We start from the raw sequence: 19,227 nt of genomic DNA, 5'->3' as shown, positions 1-19,227 counted from the left end.
GGGTGAGAAAGTGAGTACGATTCACCGACGAAAGTGCCCCCTCGGTGTGGCGAACTCGAAGGACGACGAGACGGTGACTGTCGACCAGTCACGAACGGTCCGGTTCGACGGACGACCGGGAAACTCGCCCGTCGGGGAACCTCCGCTAAAGTAGTTATGTTCGAACGATTCAAGAACACGTCCGAACGGACGGAACGACAGCGCCCAGACCTCACACAGGACCACCGCGTCGAAATTCGATGTCCCGAGACGTTGAACCTGATAGCCACCGAGCATACGGACCCGGACGACTGGGACTCGGACGTGAGAGACGGAGAGGGGATTGCGACGTACGAGTGCCCGGAGTGTGGACGCGAACACCGCTATCTCTGGGGGCCACCCGTTCCACTCTTACAGGGTGAGACCGACGACGAACGGTCCCTGTTCGATACCTCGTGATGGTCTGAGACCCACATAGCAAGCCGAAAAAGGTTCCTCGCGTCGAACGGTCGTCAATCAGCGCCCGCCAAGTGTCGAATCCGAACTTCGCCGGCATTTCTCCGACGGCGTCGTTCCACTCGTCCAACCAGTCGTCGGGTGTTCGAACGTACGAGACGATGAGGACGTTGGATTCGCTCGGCGGCGTCGCAGTGAGAAAATCGAGACAAGCCGATTCTCCATCGTCAGCCAGCGCAGGGGGTGGACGAGGACGTTCGTTCCGTCGGCGTCGCGTCCCCGTAGAAGGTAACTCATAGGCGTGTTTGGCTCTATCTATCACAGAGATTTCACATTATATGGTTCTTTCTATGATAGGTAGTCAGTGTGTCATATCGTCGGCGACGAGAATAGCTAAGTTCGGGACGGCGAAACGAACGTGTATGAGTCTCCTCACAGCCATCGGCATCTTCGTCGTCGGATTTCTGTCCGGGACCGTGACACGCTGGTTCGCCGGACTGGCGGCGTTCCTCGCGCTCGTCCTCGTGTTGTTGGGTGGCGTCGCCCCGGACCCACTCAGTTCACTCGTCGACCACATCCTCCAGCAGTACTATGTCGGCAACGAACTGCTGTTCATCTCCGGGTTCCTGTTCGGTATCGACGCGAAGAAGACGAAAGAGGTCGTCGTCGACCGGTAGTCGGAGGGGAGCGAGCGTCTCCGGCGTCGGTCGCTACAGACGGCGAATCGTCTCGGCGACGACGCCGACGCCGATGTCGAGCGACTCCTCTTCGATGTCGAAACGAGCGGTGTGATGGCCGTCGACGTTGCTCGCACCGATTCCGACGTACGTCGCCTGGCCGCCGTTCTCCTGGACTCGTCTGATGAGGTACGAGGCGTCCTCGCTCCCGCCCATCTCGTCGCGCTCTACGACGTTCGTCACACCCGAGACCTCGCTGGCCGCGTCGGCGACGACCGCAGTGATGCCCTCGTCGGCCGAGAACGTGGTGGTCTTCCCGTACAGTCCGGTCGTCACTTCGACGTCGTGCATGTCGGCCGCCGCCGAGACAATTCGCCGTGCCCGGTCCAGCATGTACTCGTTGAGTTCCGTGGAACCACCCCGGACCTCGACGCGCATCTCGACGTGTTCGGGAACGATGTTCTGTGGGTTCGGAGAGCGGACCTGTCCGACGTTGATTCGCGTGACGCCGTCGCTGTGTCGAGGAATCGCGTAGAGGTTCTGAATCGCCGTCGTGGCCGCCTGAAGCGCGTTCCGTCCTTCCTCGGGTGCGCCGCCCGCGTGACTCGGTTCGCCTTCGAACGTCACGTCCAGTTTGGCGTTCGAGAGGGGGTGTTCGTAGGCCGCGACGACGGTTCCCGTGTCGAACCCCAATCCCAGATGAATCGCCACGAGCTGGTCGACGTCGTCGAGATGACTCGTCTCGCTCATCGGCAACCCGCCGCGACCACCCTCCTCTGCCGGCTGGAAGAAGAGTTTCACCGTCCCATCGAACCCACCGTGCTGGTCGAGTTCGCGAGCGACACCCACCCCGATGGCGGTGTGCCCGTCGTGTCCGCAAGCGTGCATCTCGTTCGGGTGCGTGCTGGCGAAGCCCTCCCTGGCCGGCCGGTGGTCGTCGTCCTGTGCTTCGGTTCGTTCCAGCGCGTCCATATCGACTCGCACGCCGACCACCGGCCCGGTTCCGTCGCCGTACGATTTCTCGGCGACGAGACCCGTAATACCGTCCATCCGGTCGAGGTAGGTCGCTGGCGCACCTTCGTTCCGCGCTCGTTCGTCGGCGATACGAAGTTCGTCGTCGGATGGGACGCCGAGTCGCTCCTCTGCGGCGACTGCATCGCCCCCTAGAGAGAGCGTGAAACCGCGTTCGTCGAGTTCTTCGGCGACGAGCGCCGTCGTCCTGAACTCTTTCCACCCCGCTTCCGGGTGGGCGTGCAGGTCACGACGCAGGTCGGTGAGCGAAGGATTGGTAGCGTTTGACACGGTTTGGGTTTCTGGAAAGCGTGGCTAAATTTCTACGGGTTCCGGTAATCGGCCACGCGAATGGTTTACTTCATATGACCATCGAGGCACAGATTTTCGACGTGCTGGACGATTTGCAAGAGAAGTACGGGATGAGCATCGTTCTCATCACACACGACTTCGGCGTCGTCGCGGGCAGTTGCGACCGCGTCGACGTCGCCTACGCGGGACGTATCGTTGAGCGAGCGAGCGTCGAAGCCCTCTTCGAAAACCCTCGACATCCGTACACGAGAGGGCTAATGCGCTCGATACCCCGCCTTCGAAGCGGCGGTCGCGACTGACGCCAATCGAAGGAAACGTCCCGAGTCTGACCGCGCTTCCGGCGGGGTGTTCGTTCCACCCCCGGTGTCCACACGCGACCGAGTCGTGCAAGAAATACGACCCGCCGTTGCGCTCGGTGGAACCGGGACGCGAGGCGGCGTGCATTCACGCGGCAGGGTACGGACCAATTCCGGACGGACCGGCGGACGGCGGAACTGCCCCGGAAGCGGCGACGGACGGAGGTGAACGCGATGAGTGACGAATCGATAGTGGAAGTCGAACACCTGACGAAACACTTCGTCCAACAGGGCGGCGTCATCAACAAACTCCTCGGCAACACGGAGACCGTCAAGGCGGTGGAGGACGTGAGTTTCGACATCGAACACGGCGAGACGTTCGGACTGGTCGGCGAGTCGGGGAGCGGAAAATCGACCACCGCGCGAGCTATCTTGCAACTCGACGAACCCACCGCGGGAACCGTACGATACGACGGAACCGACCTCACGGAACTCTCTGCCGGTGAGATGAAACGGATGCGAAAGCGGATTCAAATCGTGTTCCAGGATCCGGCTTCGAGTCTGAATCGCCGGAAGACCATCGGCCAGATCGTCAAACAGCCGATGAAGATACACGGCCTCTACGCCGGCGAACGCGACGACTGCGTCGACGAACTCATGACGTCGGTCGGCCTCCCGCCGCAGTGGTCGACCCGCTATCCGCACGAACTGTCGGGCGGACAGCGCCAGCGCGTCGGTATCGCCCGCGCACTGGCGGTCGACCCGGACTTCATCGTCGCGGACGAACCCGTGTCGGCGCTGGATGTGTCCATTCAGGCGCAGATTCTGAACCTGATGACGGACCTCCAGGAGGAGTTCGACCTCACCTTCCTGTTCATCGCACACGATTTGAGCGTCATCCGGCACGTCTGCGACCGGGTCGCGGTGATGTATCTGGGCGAAATCGTCGAGATCGCGCAGACGGACGAACTGTTCGACAGTCCCCAGCATCCGTACACGTGGTCGCTGCTCGAAGCGATACCCGAACCGGTGCCCGAACTCGCCCGACAGCGCAAAGTACTGTCGGGCGAGGTGCCATCGCCCATCGACCCACCGTCGGGGTGTTCGTTCCACCCCCGGTGTCCGATGGCGACCGAGGAGTGCAAACGAGTCAACCCCGAACTCGAACAGGTCGACGGTGCGACGGACGACCACCATGCGGCGTGCATCCACGTCGAACGGTTCGAACCGGGAACCGGCCTGGCGGCGAACGACGGGACTGCCGACCAGCGGTACAGCGTCGAATCGTTCGACCACGCCGCGCGAAGTGACGGCGGGACAGACGAGTAATCATGACGTTCGCCCTGAAACCGATTCTCCGTCTGGCTATCACGTTCGCCCTCGTCTGGTTCTATCTGGGGCTGACGAGCGGATTCGTCGACGGGTGGGTGCAGGTAGTGCTCACGGTTGCCCTCGCCATCCCGTCGTGGCTCGTCGTCAGCCGTGCGCTCTTTCCGGTCGACGGGCCGGACCCGGCGACGAACGACGAGTAATCCCCGTCGAGCACGGAGGAGAGTCCCGGAGGCCGGTCGCGTTTTTCGCTCGTAGCGGTCGAGTTCGACGGTCGCGGGTCGTCACGCCGACGCGGTTTCCGGTCGCCGAACTCGTGCCAATCGGACGGGTCGAATCGAGAGGCGACGTGGTGGACGGCTATCCGAACCATTTGTATCCCTTCTCAATTTACGTTTCATCTACTATATTTATCTATACGATTATAATTTTCGAAGGTGTAAAGTCAAAGAAAATAAGACGTTCACTCGCTATGCGCGAACACCTGTCTCGACGGACAACACTCGAATCACTCATCGCACTATCGTTCGGCGTCCACGCGGGAACGGCCGGGGCGAGCAGCGGGCGCGTGGCCGGTCACGAGGCTCACGGTAACGAACCGACGCTCAATCGATTCGCGACGACCGTCGCGGGTGCGGAGTTCACCGGCCTCTTCCTGACGGACGACGGCCAGCTCTTTTTCAACGTCCAGCATCCGGGCGCAGACGCCGACGAACAGTACAGACCGGGGGCAATCGGGGCAGTCACCGGGGTCGATATGACCCGACTTCCCCGCGATTTCGAGAGCGTCCAGCCTCCGGCGACGCCAGCACGATACGTCGAGACGGCGGACGGGTCCTACCAGATGCTCGCAGAGGGCGGTGACGAGACGGTGGACGGAGAGCGACTCGGGGTACCGTACTCGAAGTCGGGTGAACCGTTGACCGACGGCGCGAACCCCGACTTCAACGGCTTCGTCGCGGACGACGACGGCGCCGACAGCGGCTATCTCTTCACGAACTGGGAGACACAGCCCGGCATGGTGAGCCGATTGACGCTCCAGCAGTCGAGCGACACTGGCTCGTGGACGGTCACCGAGAAGCGCAACCTCGATTTTCGACCTGTCGAGGGGACGTGGAACAACTGCTTCGGCACGGTGTCGCCGTGGGGCACGCCACTCACCTCCGAAGAGTACGAACCGGATGCGAGAGCCTGGTTCAGTTCCGAGGAGACGACGTACGGAAACGGCGAACAGTCCGTCGAGGAGTACCTCGGCTACTTCGGAAACGCATACCGCTACGGGTACATCGTCGAAATCGAATCCCCCACGGGTGAGCCCGAACCGACCAAACACTACGCGATGGGTCGGTTCTCTCACGAGAACGCCGTCGTCATGCCCGACCGGAAGACGGTCTACATGAGCGACGACGGAACCGGTACCGTCTTTTTCAAGTTCGTCGCCGACGAACCGGGTGACCTCTCGGCTGGCACCCTCTATGCCGCACGAGCGAAACAACAGGGACCGGTTGGTGATGCCGCCGAGGTCAGCTTCGAACTCGAGTGGCTCGAACTCGCCCACGCCACCGACGAGGAGGTGCTGTCGTGGATAGAAACGTACGACGACCAGGCCCCCTCGACGAATCCGAACTACGTCACCGACGCGGAGGTCGAGGCGTGGGCGAACGGCGAAGCGGACGACGACCGCGCGGCGTTCCTCGAATCGCGGAAGGCCGCCGCAGCTATTGGTGCGACAGACGAGTTCCGCAAGATGGAGGGCGTCAACGTCAAGTCCGACGCGCGACCGGGCGATTTCCTCTACATGGCGATGTCGGAAGTGAACGAGACGATGCTCCCGAACGCGGCCACCGAGGAACACGACGACCCACAGGACGACATCGCGCTGGAAGGCAACGATTACGGAGCGGTCTACCGGATGCGGTTAGACGGGCGATACGACGTCCACCGGATGGAGCCCGCCATCGTGGGGGGACCGAACGCGAACGTCTGTGGCGGCTGTCCGTACGACTCTCATCCCAACTCCAAACAGACGGTCTGTCGAGACTGTTCGTTCAATCCGACGACCGACCACGACTCGACCGATTCCTCGTCAACGGATGCGAAAGGCGTTCAAAAGGCGACCGAAACGGGGAAAGAACTGGCCGGCGGCGGGTTACGGAAACTCACGGACGCTTCGACGACCGTCGACCCGGAAAACACCATCGCCAATCCAGACAATCTCGTGGTGCTGCCGGACGGTCGGGTCGTCGTCGGTGAGGACAGCGGCCTCCACGAACCGAACATGCTCTGGGTCTACGACCCGGGACGGTAACGAGGACGAACCTCGTCTTCGATTCGGGGACGATATCACGGTGAGGAGTTCCCAGACCGGTCTTCCGCCCGCCGTCGCCTACCGTGGTAACTACCGACGTCCTCGTTCGATTGGCGAGTCGAGACCGACCGAACGGGTAGACACTCCCGGGAGGACTGCTGGACGAGTCAGTTCCGAGCAAGAATAATTATATGGTAGCATGTCACACAACTTCAAGACGACCGAATGACCGAACGCCCTGACTGGATGCGTCCCGTCGACATCGACATCCTCCTGGCCCTCCGACGGACACAGCCCGAGTACATCCCGTTGCTGGCGAACCGACTCGGGCTCCACCTCGCCTACGTCGAACGCCGATGTGAACTCCTGACCGACCACAAATTCATGACGGCTATGACGGGAGAGGCCGTCTACCAGCTCACCAGCGACGGTGAGACACTGTTGAAGGCCGAATCGCCGCCACAGCGAGAACGGTGAGACCACGGCGACTTCCGACGTCGAATGGCAAAGACTGACAAAGGTCTCTGACAAACCGTCGTACCACCATGAGTGTTACACTCGTCACGGGCGCATCACGAGGACTCGGCCGCGCTATCGCCTATCGGTTCGCCGACGATGGCTACGACGTCGCGGTGAACTACAATCGAAGTGAAGCCAAAGCGGAGACGGTCGCCGAAACTATCGAACGAGAGACGGGGCAGAACGCCGTTCCGATACAGGCAGACGTGAGCGTGCACGCCGACGCTGCCACCCTCGTCGAAACGACCGCCGAGCGATTGGGCGACGTCGACCACGTCGTGAACAACGCCGGTATCGACCAGCACGTGTACACCGACGAGCTATCGCCGGAGGACTTCGACAACGTGATGGACGTGAACGTAAACGGCGCGTTCAACGTCACGAAAGAAGCACTCGACTCCCTTCGCCAATCGGCGGTCAGCGAAGGGCCGTCGGTGACGAACGTCTCGTCGATTCTCGCCTACACCGGCGCACCGATAGAGTGTCACTACGCCGCCTCGAAGTCGGCGCTCCTGGGTCTGACTAAGAGCCACGCGAGCGATTTCGCACCGGACATCCGCGTCAACGCCATCGCACCCGGCCACATCGAAACCGACATGACCGCCGACAGAACGCCGGAAGAGGCGGCCGAAGAGCGCGAACAGATTCCGCTCGACCGTTTCGGCCAGCCCGAGGAGATAGCCGACGCTGCCGCCTACCTTCGTGATGCGACCTTCGTCACAGGTGAGACGCTGAACGTGAACGGCGGCGAACTCATGCGGTGACTCGCCTCGACACGTGGCGGCAGACGGGATGAGTGAGGCAAAATTTGTGCGGGACTGTGAAACCTCAAACCTTTTTACGTTGCATTTTGTAGTATTATACGTAGTGTGAGAGAGTGTAACACGGGAATCTAGATACCATGCCGACGACACGAACGAGACGAAAGGAGACGGGGAACGCACGACAGAACGACGAACAGTACGCAGTCGTCATCGCCGCGGAACGAGAGGGGATAGACGTCGTACTGCGTCAGTTGTCGGCGAGACGGGCGGAGCGAATCGCAGCCCAGAAAAATCGGGAGTTGGGTCCAAACGTCGCCGTCCACGTCGTGCCGGAAGCACAAGTCGAATAACAAACTCGTCCATTTTTCGGGTCGGCTGACTGGCTCCGTAGTCGACGGAGCGACGAACCGAAGTTCGATTCCACTCGTCGATTCGTCCGGACGTCTCCATTCGTCGGAATATTATTCAGTGATATTAGTTAGTTATATCTCGATGGGGCCGCTCGTTCAGGACGACGAATGCGTTACAGCGACCACTTACTCGACCACGGCGAACCGATCTGGGACGCCCAGAAAGACCACCCGTTCGTCCGCGAACTGGCCGCGGGAACGCTGGATGAAGCGGCGTTCGAACACTGGGTCCGACAGGATTACCAGTACCTCCTCGATTACGCTCGCGTCTTCTCGCTCGCAGGTGCGAAGATACCCGACGAAAAGACGATGACGCATCTACTCGACGTGGCACACACCATCCTCGATTACGAGATGGATTTACACCGCGAGTTCGCAGCGCAGTACGGCATCGACCGGGACGAACTCGAACAGGTACAGAAAGCACCCACCTGTGTCGCGTACACCAACTTCCTGATACGGACGGCATACGGGGGCTCGATAGCCGAGATTAGCGCCGCCATCTACCCCTGCGGACAGGGCTATCTGGACGTCGCTCGACACATGGCCAAACTGGCCGAGGACGACCACCGGTACACGCCGTTTATCGAGAAGTACACGAGCGAGGAGTTCGAGGAGGCCGTCACGTGGATGCGTGCGTTCGTCGACCGGTGTGCCGAACGATACCCTGGCCACCACGACGCGATGCGCGAGGCCTTCCTGACCAGCTCCCGACTCGAATATCAGTTCTGGGAGATGGCCTACACGCGAGAGACGTGGGACGTGTGACCGGGCCAGTGACGTCCAAGCGTCCGCGAAACTATCGGGGACGCCAACCCCTGACACGAGCGACAGGGCACGTCGTAAAGTATGAAGCCGACGAACGGTCAGCTATGGAAGACGAATCGTCCCCCACTACCACCGCGCGGTCGGTCTGGACGGCCCGTCCGACGATTCTCGTGTTCGGCTTTCTGGCGCTGTCGTGGTTCCTTTCGGACGTGGTCGATATCTACAGTTTCGTCCTCTTTCGCCTGTTGTACGTCCCGGCGTATCTCGTCATGCTGCTCGTCTACGACAGTCCGTGGGGATTGGAGAACCTCGTCTACGCACTCGATGTCGTACTCCCCCGAGAGAAGTACGTTTGGGAGGCCGGACTCGTAGTCACGTACTATCTGGTCGCGGTCACGGTGACCTGGCTCGGTCGTAGACTGCGTGGCGTTCGCCGACCGCGAACCGCACACGACTCGGGATGACGACCGGATTCCGTGACGCGGGTGGTGAAATCCCGCGAATTTCTCGAAATCTCGGAGGGGAGATGCGTGCTCGATTCACGCCGGCAGTCGACTGCCGGTCACCGTTCGCCGTACCATTCCGCCACGAATCGCTCGACGAACTGCTCTAAGAACGCGTGACGTTCCTCAGCCATCGTTCGCGCGGCCTCCGTATTCATCTCGTCTTCGAGATGGAACAGTTTGTCGTAGAAGTGGCCGAGACCTGAATACTCGTCCGTGTCCGGTGCCCACAGGCGATTTCCAACCACTCCTGTGAATGCAAAATTGCGGGCGATACCGACTGCTCCAATGGCGTCGAGGTTGTCCGCGTCCTGGAGTACGAGTGCTTCTGTCGTTCGAGCGGGGTTCTCCTCTCCTCTGAACTCGTGTTCCTCGTGAACTTCGACACAGTGGAGAACTGAAGGTATCTTCTCCCGTGGAAAGGAGGTCGACTCTAAGACCGAACGAACCTCCGAGAGCGACTCTTCGGGGGGAACGTACTCGTCACCGTCCCCCATCTAACGATGAATGTCGTGCGTGAGCGACGACGCGCCAACGATGTCGATATCGGCATCTTCGATTTCGGCGATTCTCACAGCCAGGTTGAATACACGCCAGGCGTGGTCGAGGTCGTGGCCCGTCGAGTCGTCACCGATCCATCCAGCCATCTCCCGTTCTATCTCCCGGAAAGCGTCGGCGTTCGAGAACTGGTCCAGTTCGTGTTCGAAGATATCACGAGACTCTTTCGACATACTTGATCGTTACTTGTCAAGTTTGATTAAATATACACCTGCGACCGTGGACGTTCGAACCCAGTTAAATTCGATTTTCCAACAGAGCCAGTGACCTAAAACAGCGACCATGGAACTCGCCGCGTGAGATACTTCGCTGTAACCATTCCCTCGGCGAGATACCAGAGACGGTCGTCTTGCAGCGAGAGCGTCGCCGCCCCGAACAGCAACGTCCCCTGCGTCAGCTTTCCGCGATGGAATGCGTACGCGGCCTGCGTGAGGAGCGTCGCGACGTTCAGATTCGACGCCGTGAGCGCGGCGTTCGCACGCTTGCTCGCGCCCTTCGTGTAGTGGTGGGTGCTGAGGGGGATGGGAGTTCGTTTGCCGCGAATCTGTGTCGTCCCATCTCTGAACGCTTCGACGATGGTCTCGGCGTCGATGTCGTCGACGGACGAGACCGAATCGATGGTCAGTTCCGTGTACGCTCTGCCGACCATCGAAGCGGTGTGGGCGTCGCTCGCGGCGACACCGGGATAGCCGTGTCGGTCTGCGTATTTTTTCGCTCGACGGTTCTTGTACCCCGTGAACAGCCACGAGTTGTACACCTCGATGGCATCGCAGTCGGCGAGATTGCGTTTTCGGACGCCGTGGCGACTCCACTGGAACGGATGTGGGACGATAGCGATGCCACCCAACTCGCGAACTCGCTCGACCGTCGTCGAAAGCGGTTGGCCGGGGGCGGGGCGCTTTTCGACACCGACCGCGAGGAGGTGGCCGTCCGCCGTCGAGACCTCGACACCGGGGATACCGATGAGCCCGTAGTCGGCGGCGAGGGAGGCCGCTCGCCGCGATTCGGTAATCGTGTCGTGGTCGGTGACGACGATGGCGTCGAGACCGATGTCGCTCGCCTGTTCGAGTAGCAGTTCGACTGGGTCGTGGCCGTCGAACGAGCCTGCAGAATGGACGTGGGGGTCGATTTGGACGGTTACTCCGGAGGGCACTCGTTCTATAAAGAGTCACATCCCATCATAAATGTTGTCCTACAATTCGTGATGAAATGGGAGACGGCCACACCGTCCCGCGGTCGACTCCCTCAGTCGTCGTCCGCGAGTACCGACGTACGGACGACGCCATCCATATCGTCCGGGACGGGGTGGCCGTGCAGGTGCAGAAGCGTCGGCGCGAGGTCGAGGATCGAGATATCGTCGACGGTGCCGGTCGTGAACGCGGGGCCAGTCGCGGCGAAGAGACCGTCTCGCGTGTTCACGCCGCGCCAAGAGTCGTGTTCGCGGGCGAATATGGTGTCTCCGCCGAGCGAGTCCGAAATGTGGACGTTCGGCGCTTTGTCGACGACGAGGTCCGGCCACTCGTCGTCGTACGCACCGTCGTACATGTCCTCGCCGCGATAGACCGCGTCGGCGACCGGCCGACCGTCGGGAGTCGTCAACCGTTTTAGCTTCGTGATGAGTTCCTCGCGGAGCGACTCGCGGTACGGGCCGTCGACGGTGAGATAGATCGGCCCCTGTGCGCTCGCGATGGCCGAAGTTTCGGTCCAGTTCGTCGTGTCGAGTTTACCACGCCCGACCTGGCCCTCGTCGTTGGGAAGTCGGTCAATGACGCTCCGCGGGACGACGTCCTCGGCGACCGACTGCGGGTCGAAGGGGAGGAGAATGTCCATCTCGGTGAGGACGCGGTTTATTCGGTCGGCAGTGACACCGGCCTGGTGGAGCGTTCCACTCACGCGAGTGTCGAACGAGAGGTAGCCCTCTCGTTCGAGCCATCGGTTGACGTAGAACACCGAGTCTATCTCCGCGTGACCGTGGTCGCTCATGAGGACGATGTTCGTGTCGCTGTCGAGCAACGACGCGATGTGGTCGTCGATGCACTTCCACGCCCGGAGGGTGTACTCGTCATCCCAGATGTGATGGTGCAGGACGTTGATGTGGAAGGTCGTCAACTGGAGAAAAGAGAGGTCGTGGCGTTCGAGCAGGTACTTACCGACGCGAAACTGCGTGTCGATGCGGTCGAGTACCTCCTCGTACGCCGCCGTCGACTCCGAGGATAGCGAGCGCCGTGTCGAGATTCGGTAGTCGAATCGCTCTTCGAGGTCGGCTTCGAGTTCCGGTGGGGAAGCGTACCCCGTCTCGTCGGCGTCCGGTGCGCCCGAAACGTACGCCTCACCGACCGATTTCGGCGGGAAGGTGGTCGGAACCCCGAGAACACCGACGCGTTCACGTTCGGCGAGCAAATCCCAGTATTCGGCGTGGTCGTGATACCGTTCCGCCGGACGGTAGACGCTCCGGTCGGTCGTATCGACGTTGTACCACCAGTAGATGCCGAGTCGACCGGGATTTTTCCCAGTAGCGTACGCTTTCCAGTTCGGCGACGTGACCGGTGGCAAGACGGACTGTAGATCACCCGTCACCCCCTGCTCGACGATTCGCTGGAGCGTCGGGAGTTCCCCTGCCGAGAGCCACTCGTCGAGGAGTTCGAATCCTGCTCCGTCGAGTCCGATGACGATAGTCCGTGTCATAAAATCACCAGTTCGACCCACGAACCGCCGTGGATGGACCCATACGACACCGCGATGTTCTTTGTTATCCGTCACTTATCGCCCGACGAAGACCGACGCTCGGACCGAGCACGGTCAGTAAGGCTAGCCTTCCCTGATAGCTCTCCTCGGGCCACACGGTGGGGTTTCCCGCCGTTTTCCGTTCAGACTGGCTGTTCGGACGTATCGAAATTGACATCCAGCGTGTCCGGCGAGGAAGACGAATCAGCCGCCGGACCGCTGGAGAAAGACGAGGGCACGGTCGATATCACTCGCGACGATATGGTTCTCGGTGACGACTGCCGTCCAGAACGCGGAGTTAGCGGCGTTGTACGTCGCGACCTCGCTGGGACTCGACGGGTCTCCGACGTCGAACACGCGAACACCCCCGCCGTACCACGACGTGTAGAGCGTGTCAGCCGTCACGTCGAAATTGTGGGAGGTACTCAGTCGACGGAGAACGGCCGGATCTTCCGGGTCGAGCATCACCCCACCGGCACCCTCGTCCATCCTCCCTCCAGGTGCCTCGATGGTACCGACCATCTCCGGCGAGTCGAGATTCGACGCGTCCCAGATATCGATGCCACCGGGTTCGTCCAGAAACGTCTCGGCTCCGACGTACACCAGGTCGCCGTCCGGCGACGGCTGGACGTAGTGGGCGTTTCCGGGCAGGGCGTTGAAACGACGGTTCGGGAAGACGGTATCGATGTAGCCGGGGTCGCCACCGAGGTCGAAGGGTCGAATCTGCTTCGTCGCCTCGGGAGCAGCGCCGAACTGCGAGACGACTCGCACGTCGCTCGGGTCGCTCACGTCGAGGACGACGACGCCAGCGTCCCAGTAGGCCACGTACGCGAGGTCGTCCTGCACGAACAGGTCGTGGCTGTTGTTGATTCCGGCGCGAGCGAACTTTGGCCGGTCGTCTCGCAACAACCATCGCCCGGCCCGCGCAGGCCGTGCCGGGTCGGAGATGTCGACGATTTCGATTCCCGTGTTACCGAAGAGTCGACCCTGGTCGACTTCGCCGTCCCCGTTCGAATCGACGTACTGCGGTTCGTTGATGACGAGGTACGCCAGGTCGCCGTCGATGAAGAAGTTGTGAACGCCGGCGTTCGCGTTGTAGAACGAGGTCTGTCGCGCCTTCGCGGGGTTCTTCACGTCGTAGAAGGCGACACCGCCTGGCCCCGGGAAGTTTGCGTCGTTGGCGAGTCCAGCGACGTCACCGTCGACCTTCGCGTCGAGCGTGTTGGGTGTCCGAAACTCGTCGGATGGGAGTTCCCGGCGCGCGACGGTTTGCGGTCGTGTCGGGTCTTCGAAATCGACGACGACGAGCGCGCCGAATCTCCCACTGCTGTCTCCCTCCCTGACACCCGTCGCGGCCACGTAGGCGTAATTTTCCTGGACGACGACCTCTTGGGCACCGTCGACCGGATGGCGACCGGCCACTCGCAACCCGTCGGCCTGCGTGGTCGTGGTCTCCTGTCGACGGCCGCGCCGTCCCCCTGCCGTTGCGGTTCCGATGACGTGCATCCCCAGTAGACTACCGGACAGAGATTTCAGGAACGTTCTCCGAGCGGTACGGCTTCGTGCCGTGTTCTCACTCCCCACCATACGAAACAGTCAAACGTCGATAACCATCAGCACTGCTGTTGGTCAACTGATCAGTTTTTCGAACGGTTCGTTGCCGAACCCGTACTGGTCTAGAGAACGTGCAGGTAGGGATGTCCCAAAGAGGGCTGTGGAGAGATACCGATGGAAGGCCCCCTTCGTCGGGAGTCGACCGGCACTGTCCAGTGGTTTCGATATCGACCGTCGTTCACGGTGTCGTTCGAGCCAGTCGCCACCCGTAGTAGTGGAACCACTCTCAGTGGATTAATAGTTGTGCCTAAAATATTCGTTAAATTATCTGTGAACGTTCAGCACGCCGGAGTTTTCAGGCGTTTCGATTCGGACGACGCCGCGTGCGATGGGTGGACAGTTCGAGAGACAGTAACTTCTTTGTCTTCCCCCGGAAACGTGTGAGCATGACACGAGCGTCCGTCGTGGGGGCAGGTATGACCACGTTCGGCCCACACGATACGCCACTCGACGAACTCTTTGCCGACGCCGCGTTTCCGGCGATAGACGACGCAGGCGTCGGTATCGACGAGGTCGACGCCTTCTATCTGGGGAACGCGCTCGGCGGCCAGGCCGAAACCGACACCCACCTCGCACCGAAACTGGCGACGCACCTCGGTCTCCAGGGGATCCCCTGCCAGCGATTCGAAGACGCCTGTGCGACCTCCTCGAACGCGTTCAAGCACGCCGTGCAGGCGGTCGAAGCGGGCGTCCACGACGTCGCGCTGGTCGGTGGCGTCGAACGCTGTACCTCCGAAACCGGTCTCGGAACCGGCGAGATGACACGGATTTTCGCCAGCGCGGCCCACCGACAGTACGAACAACCGACGGGGCTGACGTTCCCGGGCGTGTTCGCGTTGCTCACCAAGCGACACATGCACGAGTACGGAACGACGGCGGACCAGCTCGCGGAAGTCGCCGTCAAGAACCACCACCACGGGCAGTTCAATCCGAACGCCCACTTCGGCCGTGACACGACCGTGGAGGCGGTGCTGGAGAGTCCCATCGTCGCCGACCCGTTCCACCTCATGGACTGTTGTCCTTTCTCCGACGGCGCGTCTGCAGTCGTCGTCGTCGGCGATGACCTCGCAGAGAGCGTCGCGGGCGACCCGGTCGACGTGACGGGAATCGGCCACAGGACCGACGCGGTCCCGCTGGCCGACAAGGGTTCGCTTTCCGCTACACGGGCCGCCCGTGACGCCGCGAGCGAGGCGTACGCGCAAGCCGACGTCACCGCCGACGACGTGGATTTCGCCGAAGTACACGACTGTTTCACGGGCGCGGAGATACTTGCCATCGAAGCGCTCGGCCTCTTCGACGACGGCGAGGGTGGGCGTGCGGCGGCGGACGGCCACACCTACGTGGACGGCGACGTCCCGGTGAATCCGAGTGGCGGACTCAAAGCGAAGGGCCATCCCATCGGCGCGACTGGAACCGCACAGATAGTGGAACTGACCGAACAACTACGCGGCGACGCCGACCGACGCCAGGTCGAGGACGCGACGACCGGAGTCGCGCACAACCTCGGCGGCGACGCTGCGACGACCGTCGTCACCGTCATGGAGGAACGAGCATGAGTCCGAGCGACCGCGAGGAAAGCGAGACGGTAACGTACGCCGAGTGGCGAGAACACCTCGAAGCAGGACGACTGGTCGGCCTGCAATGTCGGTCGTGTGGTCACGTCACCGCCACACCCAAACGCGCCTGCATCGACTGTGGCGACCGCGACCTCGTGTCGCACGAACTCCCACAGCAGGGCGAGGTCCACAGCGAGACCACCATCGCCGTCCCGCCGACGGGCCTCGAGGGGCCGTATCAGGTCGCCCTCGTCGAACTCGGCGACACTCGTCTCCTCGGCCGAATCGAAGGGCGCGTCGAAATCGGAGACGCCGTCGAGTTCACCGATAGCACGACGATGGACGGGATGCCAGCCCCCGTGTTCGAACCCGTCGGCTGACGGTTCCGGGCGACATCGCGCCTACTCGTTTCCGACGAAGTATCCGACACCGAAGAGGGCGGTCAGCGAGTCGTCGGGCAGACCATCGGGAGAGTAGACGACGTTCGTTCGAGACCTCGACAGTCGGAACAGCGCGGGTCATCACGGATGGGAGATCCAATCGATTTCCACAGCGTTCTGACGTAGTCGTTTCGCCCCTGGCGGACTCGTCTCTTCCCGCGCCGTATCGTCCATGTGGCCCGAAGTGGTGGAGTAGCGGTCGGCGGTCAGTCCACGAGCTGTCGGCTGACCGTCGCGACGTCCTCGATGCAGTGTTCGACGTGCTCGCGGTGTGTTCGGAAGGAGAGGACGCTGATACGCGGGGTGAACCGCTCGTCCAACGTCGTTCCCGAGAGATGTACGCGGCCGAGTCGATTGACGGTCGCCAGCAGTTCGCGATTGAGACTGTCGAGCGTTTCGCCGTCCGTGTTCGGGGGTTCGAGACGGAACGCGAGCGTCGAGAGCTGTGGTTCGGCTACGACGCGGACGTCGTCCATCTCGTCCAGTCGGTCGGCGGCCCATCGTGCGAGTTCCATCTTCTCAGCCAGGTTCGTGCGAAACGGTTCGATGCCGTGCATCTTCAGCGGCAACCAGACGCGCAGGCCACGAAAATCGCGGGAGAGCTCCGGGCCGAGTTGACTGAAATCCGCCAACCCGGAGTCGGACTCCCAGTCGGGGATGTAGTCGGCGCTCACGGCGTGGGCGTGGGCCAGCGTTTCACCGTCTCGAACCAGTAGCGCACCCGTCCCGTACGGGAGAAACAGTCCCTTGTGGGGGTCCAACGTGATGGAATCACACCGGTCGAGTCCCGCGAGTCGGCGGCATCCCTCCTCGGTCAGAACGAAGAACCCGCCGTAGGCGGCGTCCGCGTGGAGCCACAGGTCTTCACGGGCACAGCAGTCGGCGAGCGCGTCGAGGTCGTCGACCGCCCCCGTGTTTGTGCTCCCGGCGTTCGCGACGACGAGGAAGGGTCGTTTCCCGTCAGCACGGTCGTCCTCGATAGCCCGTTCGAGGGCATCGACTCGGATGTGGTACGTCTCGTCGGTCGGAATCGAGCGGACGTTTTCCGGGGGAAACCCGGCCAATACCGCGGATTTGGCGACCGAGTGGTGTGACTGGTCGCTGGTGTAAACGACACCGTCGAGAAAATCGTCTGCGAGGCGATTCCGCCGCGCAGTGACGGACGCGATGAGGTTGGCCATGGACCCACCGGTCGTGAGCAGGCCGAACGCCTCCTCGGGGTAGCCGACCATCTCGCAGAACCACTCGATTACGTTCATCTCGATGCGAACCAGTGCGGGTGCACCGAACCACGTCCCGGTGTACCGGTTGGTCGCGTCGGCGATGAGGTCGGCCACGGCCGAGTGAAAGAGACCGCCACCCGGAATGTACGCGAGGTACCCCGGATGCGGCGCGTTCAGCGAGTACGGGATGGCCTCCTCGAACAGCAGGTCGAGCAGTTCGTCGAACGACGTGGATTCTTCGGGCAGTGGCTCGCGCAGACGCTCTGCTCGCTCCTCGGCGTCGTCGACGTTGGTCGTCGGCTGGTCCGGCAGCGTCTCCAGATGGTCCAAAACGCGCTCGCTGGCCTCGTCTACCATTCGTCTCATCTCGTCGCGGGAGAGTTCGAGGGAACGGTCGGAGCGTGTCATCACACGAGAGGACGGAAAGTGTTCGCAAAGACCTATCGACAGCGCGGGGGCCGACGAACGGGAGCGCGATCTCAACCGACCGGAAGAGTCTCCTGTCTCCATTCGGCAGTTCGGGTATGGTCTCGCCGAACAACCGCGACCCGTGGGTGCTCCGCCAGCGGATGCTGAACGTTCTCAACTTCTACTATCCGGCGTGTATCGACCGCCGATTCGGCGGATACGTCGCGCAACTCGACGAGCGAGACGGCCACGTCTACGACGGACGCACGAAACATCTCGTCGCGACCGCACGAGCAGTCCACAACTTCAGCGTCGGCGTCCTCGTAGACGGGCCGGACTGGTGTCGAACTGCGGCCGAACACGGGCTCTCGTTCCTCTCGAACCACCACTGGGACGACGAACACGAGGGCTACGACTGGCTACTCCGTGGAACGAAGACCGAAGACGACACCCGATACTGCTACGGTCACGCGTTCGTGTTGCTGGCGAGCGCTCGGGCGGTCGAGGCGGGAGTACCCGGCGCGAGAGAGGAACTCCAGACCGCGTTCGAGACCATCGACGAGGGGTTCTGGGAACCCGAGCACGGACTGTGTGCCGACCGAGCGGACGGACGGTGGGAGACCGTCGCCCCCTACCGCGGACAGAACGCGAACATGCACACCTGCGAAGCGTTGCTCGCAGCCTACGAAGCGACTGGACGGACGCGATATCTCGACCGTGCGTACAGCATCGCCAAAGTACTCGTCAGCGACCTCGCAGACGAGACGGACGGACGCCTCTGGGAGCACTTCGACGCGGAGTGGAACCACGACATGGAGCACAACAGGGACGACCCCCGCCATCAGTTTCGCCCGTGGGGCTACCAGCCCGGCCACCACCTCGAATGGTCGAAGCTCCTGTCGACGCTCGCCGACCACCGGGAAGACGAGTGGGTGACGACGCGCGCCCGGGAACTCTTCGACCTCGCCGTCGAGATGGGATGGGACGACGAGCACGGCGGATTCTACTACACGGTCGACGAAGATGGCGAACCGGTCGTCGCCGACAAGTACGGGTGGGCGGTCGCCGAAGGCATCGGCGCAACAGCCCTCCTGAGCGAGCGCGATAGCGAGTACGAAGACTGGTACGACAGGCTGTGGGAGTACGCCGACGAACGGTTCGTCAACTCGAAGTACGGGAACTGGTTCGAGCGACTGTCCCGAGAGAACGACCGCGATGGGCCGAATCGAGGAATCGAAGTGGAACCGGGATACCATCCGCTCGCCAACGCTTACGTCGCGACGACCGTGTTCGAGTGAACGTCCGGAATCGACTACCCGCGAGGGGACCGCAAGATAGTTACACCCAGATAACAGCCACAAATTATTTACCG

20 protein-coding genes and 1 pseudogene are annotated in these 19,227 nt (G+C 62.0%); 14 read left to right on the top strand and 7 right to left on the bottom strand.

Annotation, left to right across the window (positions count from 1 at the left end):
• The first annotated feature begins 156 nt into the window (after positions 1 to 156).
• Both ACR3FF_RS12800 and ACR3FF_RS12795 read left to right on the top strand, forming a co-directional pair.
• Complete coding sequence (locus ACR3FF_RS12800) at positions 157 to 438, top strand: hypothetical protein (protein WP_458188456.1); 282 nt, start codon at positions 157 to 159, stop codon at positions 436 to 438.
• Positions 439 to 857: 419 nt separating this feature from the next.
• Positions 858 to 1,112: a hypothetical protein gene (locus ACR3FF_RS12795; protein ID WP_458188455.1), complete on the top strand. Its 255-nt coding sequence runs from the start codon at positions 858 to 860 to the stop codon at positions 1,110 to 1,112.
• 33 nt (positions 1,113 to 1,145) lie between these two features.
• Here ACR3FF_RS12795 and ACR3FF_RS12790 read toward each other — a convergent pair whose 3' ends face one another.
• On the bottom strand, positions 1,146 to 2,414 hold the full coding sequence (locus tag ACR3FF_RS12790; RefSeq protein ID WP_458188454.1) for an amidohydrolase: 1,269 nt from the start codon (positions 2,412 to 2,414) through the stop codon (positions 1,146 to 1,148).
• A gap of 68 nt (positions 2,415 to 2,482) precedes the next feature.
• Here ACR3FF_RS12790 and ACR3FF_RS12785 point away from each other — a divergent pair.
• The 9 genes and pseudogenes from ACR3FF_RS12785 to ACR3FF_RS12745 all read left to right on the top strand — a co-directional run.
• Positions 2,483 to 2,973 (top strand): annotated as a pseudogene (locus ACR3FF_RS12785) (oligopeptide/dipeptide ABC transporter ATP-binding protein); the annotation flags it as partial.
• Positions 2,966 to 4,060, top strand: a complete 1,095-nt coding sequence (locus ACR3FF_RS12780; protein WP_458188453.1) for an ABC transporter ATP-binding protein — start codon at positions 2,966 to 2,968, stop codon at positions 4,058 to 4,060. The pseudogene ACR3FF_RS12785 and the gene ACR3FF_RS12780, both read left to right, overlap by 8 nt.
• Before the next feature lie 2 nt (positions 4,061 to 4,062).
• Positions 4,063 to 4,263 (top strand): hypothetical protein, encoded by a 201-nt coding sequence (locus ACR3FF_RS12775; protein WP_458188452.1) that lies wholly within the window; start codon positions 4,063 to 4,065, stop codon positions 4,261 to 4,263.
• Positions 4,264 to 4,532: 269 nt separating this feature from the next.
• Entirely contained in the window at positions 4,533 to 6,368 is a 1,836-nt protein-coding gene (locus ACR3FF_RS12770; protein ID WP_458188451.1) for a PhoX family protein, read from the top strand.
• Positions 6,369 to 6,593: 225 nt separating this feature from the next.
• Positions 6,594 to 6,845 carry a hypothetical protein gene (locus tag ACR3FF_RS12765; RefSeq protein ID WP_458188450.1) on the top strand — a complete coding sequence of 84 codons (252 nt, stop codon included), beginning with the start codon at positions 6,594 to 6,596 and terminating at the stop codon, positions 6,843 to 6,845.
• 68 nt (positions 6,846 to 6,913) lie between these two features.
• Positions 6,914 to 7,651 (top strand): SDR family NAD(P)-dependent oxidoreductase, encoded by a 738-nt coding sequence (locus tag ACR3FF_RS12760; protein ID WP_458188449.1) that lies wholly within the window; start codon positions 6,914 to 6,916, stop codon positions 7,649 to 7,651.
• Positions 7,652 to 7,788: 137 nt separating this feature from the next.
• Positions 7,789 to 8,001 (top strand): Rossmann-fold NAD(P)-binding domain-containing protein, encoded by a 213-nt coding sequence (locus tag ACR3FF_RS12755; RefSeq protein WP_458188448.1) that lies wholly within the window; start codon positions 7,789 to 7,791, stop codon positions 7,999 to 8,001.
• 168 nt (positions 8,002 to 8,169) lie between these two features.
• Positions 8,170 to 8,829 carry a thiaminase II gene (gene tenA / locus ACR3FF_RS12750; protein WP_458188446.1) on the top strand — a complete coding sequence of 220 codons (660 nt, stop codon included), beginning with the start codon at positions 8,170 to 8,172 and terminating at the stop codon, positions 8,827 to 8,829.
• A gap of 104 nt (positions 8,830 to 8,933) precedes the next feature.
• Positions 8,934 to 9,293 carry a hypothetical protein gene (locus tag ACR3FF_RS12745; RefSeq protein WP_458188445.1) on the top strand — a complete coding sequence of 120 codons (360 nt, stop codon included), beginning with the start codon at positions 8,934 to 8,936 and terminating at the stop codon, positions 9,291 to 9,293.
• Between the two features lie 98 nt (positions 9,294 to 9,391).
• On the opposite strand, the gene ACR3FF_RS12740 is transcribed toward ACR3FF_RS12745, so the two are convergent.
• The 5 genes from ACR3FF_RS12740 to ACR3FF_RS12720 all read right to left on the bottom strand — a co-directional run bounded on the left by ACR3FF_RS12740 (position 9,392) and on the right by ACR3FF_RS12720 (position 14,201).
• Positions 9,392 to 9,829, bottom strand: a complete 438-nt coding sequence (locus tag ACR3FF_RS12740) for an HD domain-containing protein (protein ID WP_458188444.1) — start codon at positions 9,827 to 9,829, stop codon at positions 9,392 to 9,394.
• A complete protein-coding gene (locus ACR3FF_RS12735) occupies positions 9,830 to 10,063 on the bottom strand; it encodes an HD domain-containing protein (RefSeq protein ID WP_458188443.1) in 234 nt (77 codons plus the stop codon).
• 95 nt (positions 10,064 to 10,158) lie between these two features.
• On the bottom strand, positions 10,159 to 11,043 hold the full coding sequence (locus tag ACR3FF_RS12730; RefSeq protein ID WP_458188441.1) for a CehA/McbA family metallohydrolase: 885 nt from the start codon (positions 11,041 to 11,043) through the stop codon (positions 10,159 to 10,161).
• 92 nt (positions 11,044 to 11,135) lie between these two features.
• Positions 11,136 to 12,575 carry an alkaline phosphatase family protein gene (locus ACR3FF_RS12725; protein WP_458188440.1) on the bottom strand — a complete coding sequence of 480 codons (1,440 nt, stop codon included), beginning with the start codon at positions 12,573 to 12,575 and terminating at the stop codon, positions 11,136 to 11,138.
• Positions 12,576 to 12,818: 243 nt separating this feature from the next.
• Positions 12,819 to 14,201: an LVIVD repeat-containing protein gene (locus tag ACR3FF_RS12720; protein ID WP_458188439.1), complete on the bottom strand. Its 1,383-nt coding sequence runs from the start codon at positions 14,199 to 14,201 to the stop codon at positions 12,819 to 12,821.
• Between the two features lie 413 nt (positions 14,202 to 14,614).
• Here ACR3FF_RS12720 and ACR3FF_RS12715 point away from each other — a divergent pair, with 413 nt between their 5' ends.
• Positions 14,615 to 15,784 (top strand): thiolase domain-containing protein, encoded by a 1,170-nt coding sequence (locus ACR3FF_RS12715; RefSeq protein WP_458188438.1) that lies wholly within the window; start codon positions 14,615 to 14,617, stop codon positions 15,782 to 15,784.
• The gene (locus ACR3FF_RS12710) at positions 15,781 to 16,164 is read left to right on the top strand and encodes a Zn-ribbon domain-containing OB-fold protein (RefSeq protein WP_458188437.1); all 384 of its coding nucleotides are present in this window, start codon (positions 15,781 to 15,783) and stop codon (positions 16,162 to 16,164) included. The genes ACR3FF_RS12715 and ACR3FF_RS12710 overlap by 4 nt, the downstream gene beginning before the upstream one ends.
• Positions 16,165 to 16,430: 266 nt before the next feature.
• Here the strand turns inward: ACR3FF_RS12710 and ACR3FF_RS12705 are convergent, their stop codons facing one another.
• Positions 16,431 to 17,855, bottom strand: coding sequence for a pyridoxal phosphate-dependent decarboxylase family protein (locus ACR3FF_RS12705; protein ID WP_458188436.1), 1,425 nt, complete (start codon positions 17,853 to 17,855; stop codon positions 16,431 to 16,433).
• Positions 17,856 to 17,971: 116 nt separating this feature from the next.
• Between ACR3FF_RS12705 and ACR3FF_RS12700 the strand changes: the two genes are divergently transcribed.
• Positions 17,972 to 19,153 (top strand): AGE family epimerase/isomerase, encoded by a 1,182-nt coding sequence (locus ACR3FF_RS12700; RefSeq protein WP_458188435.1) that lies wholly within the window; start codon positions 17,972 to 17,974, stop codon positions 19,151 to 19,153.
• Positions 19,154 to 19,227 lie beyond the last annotated feature (74 nt).

It is taken from the genome of Haladaptatus ordinarius, assembly GCF_054177595.1.
This window is presented reverse-complemented; position numbering and strand designations above follow the sequence as displayed.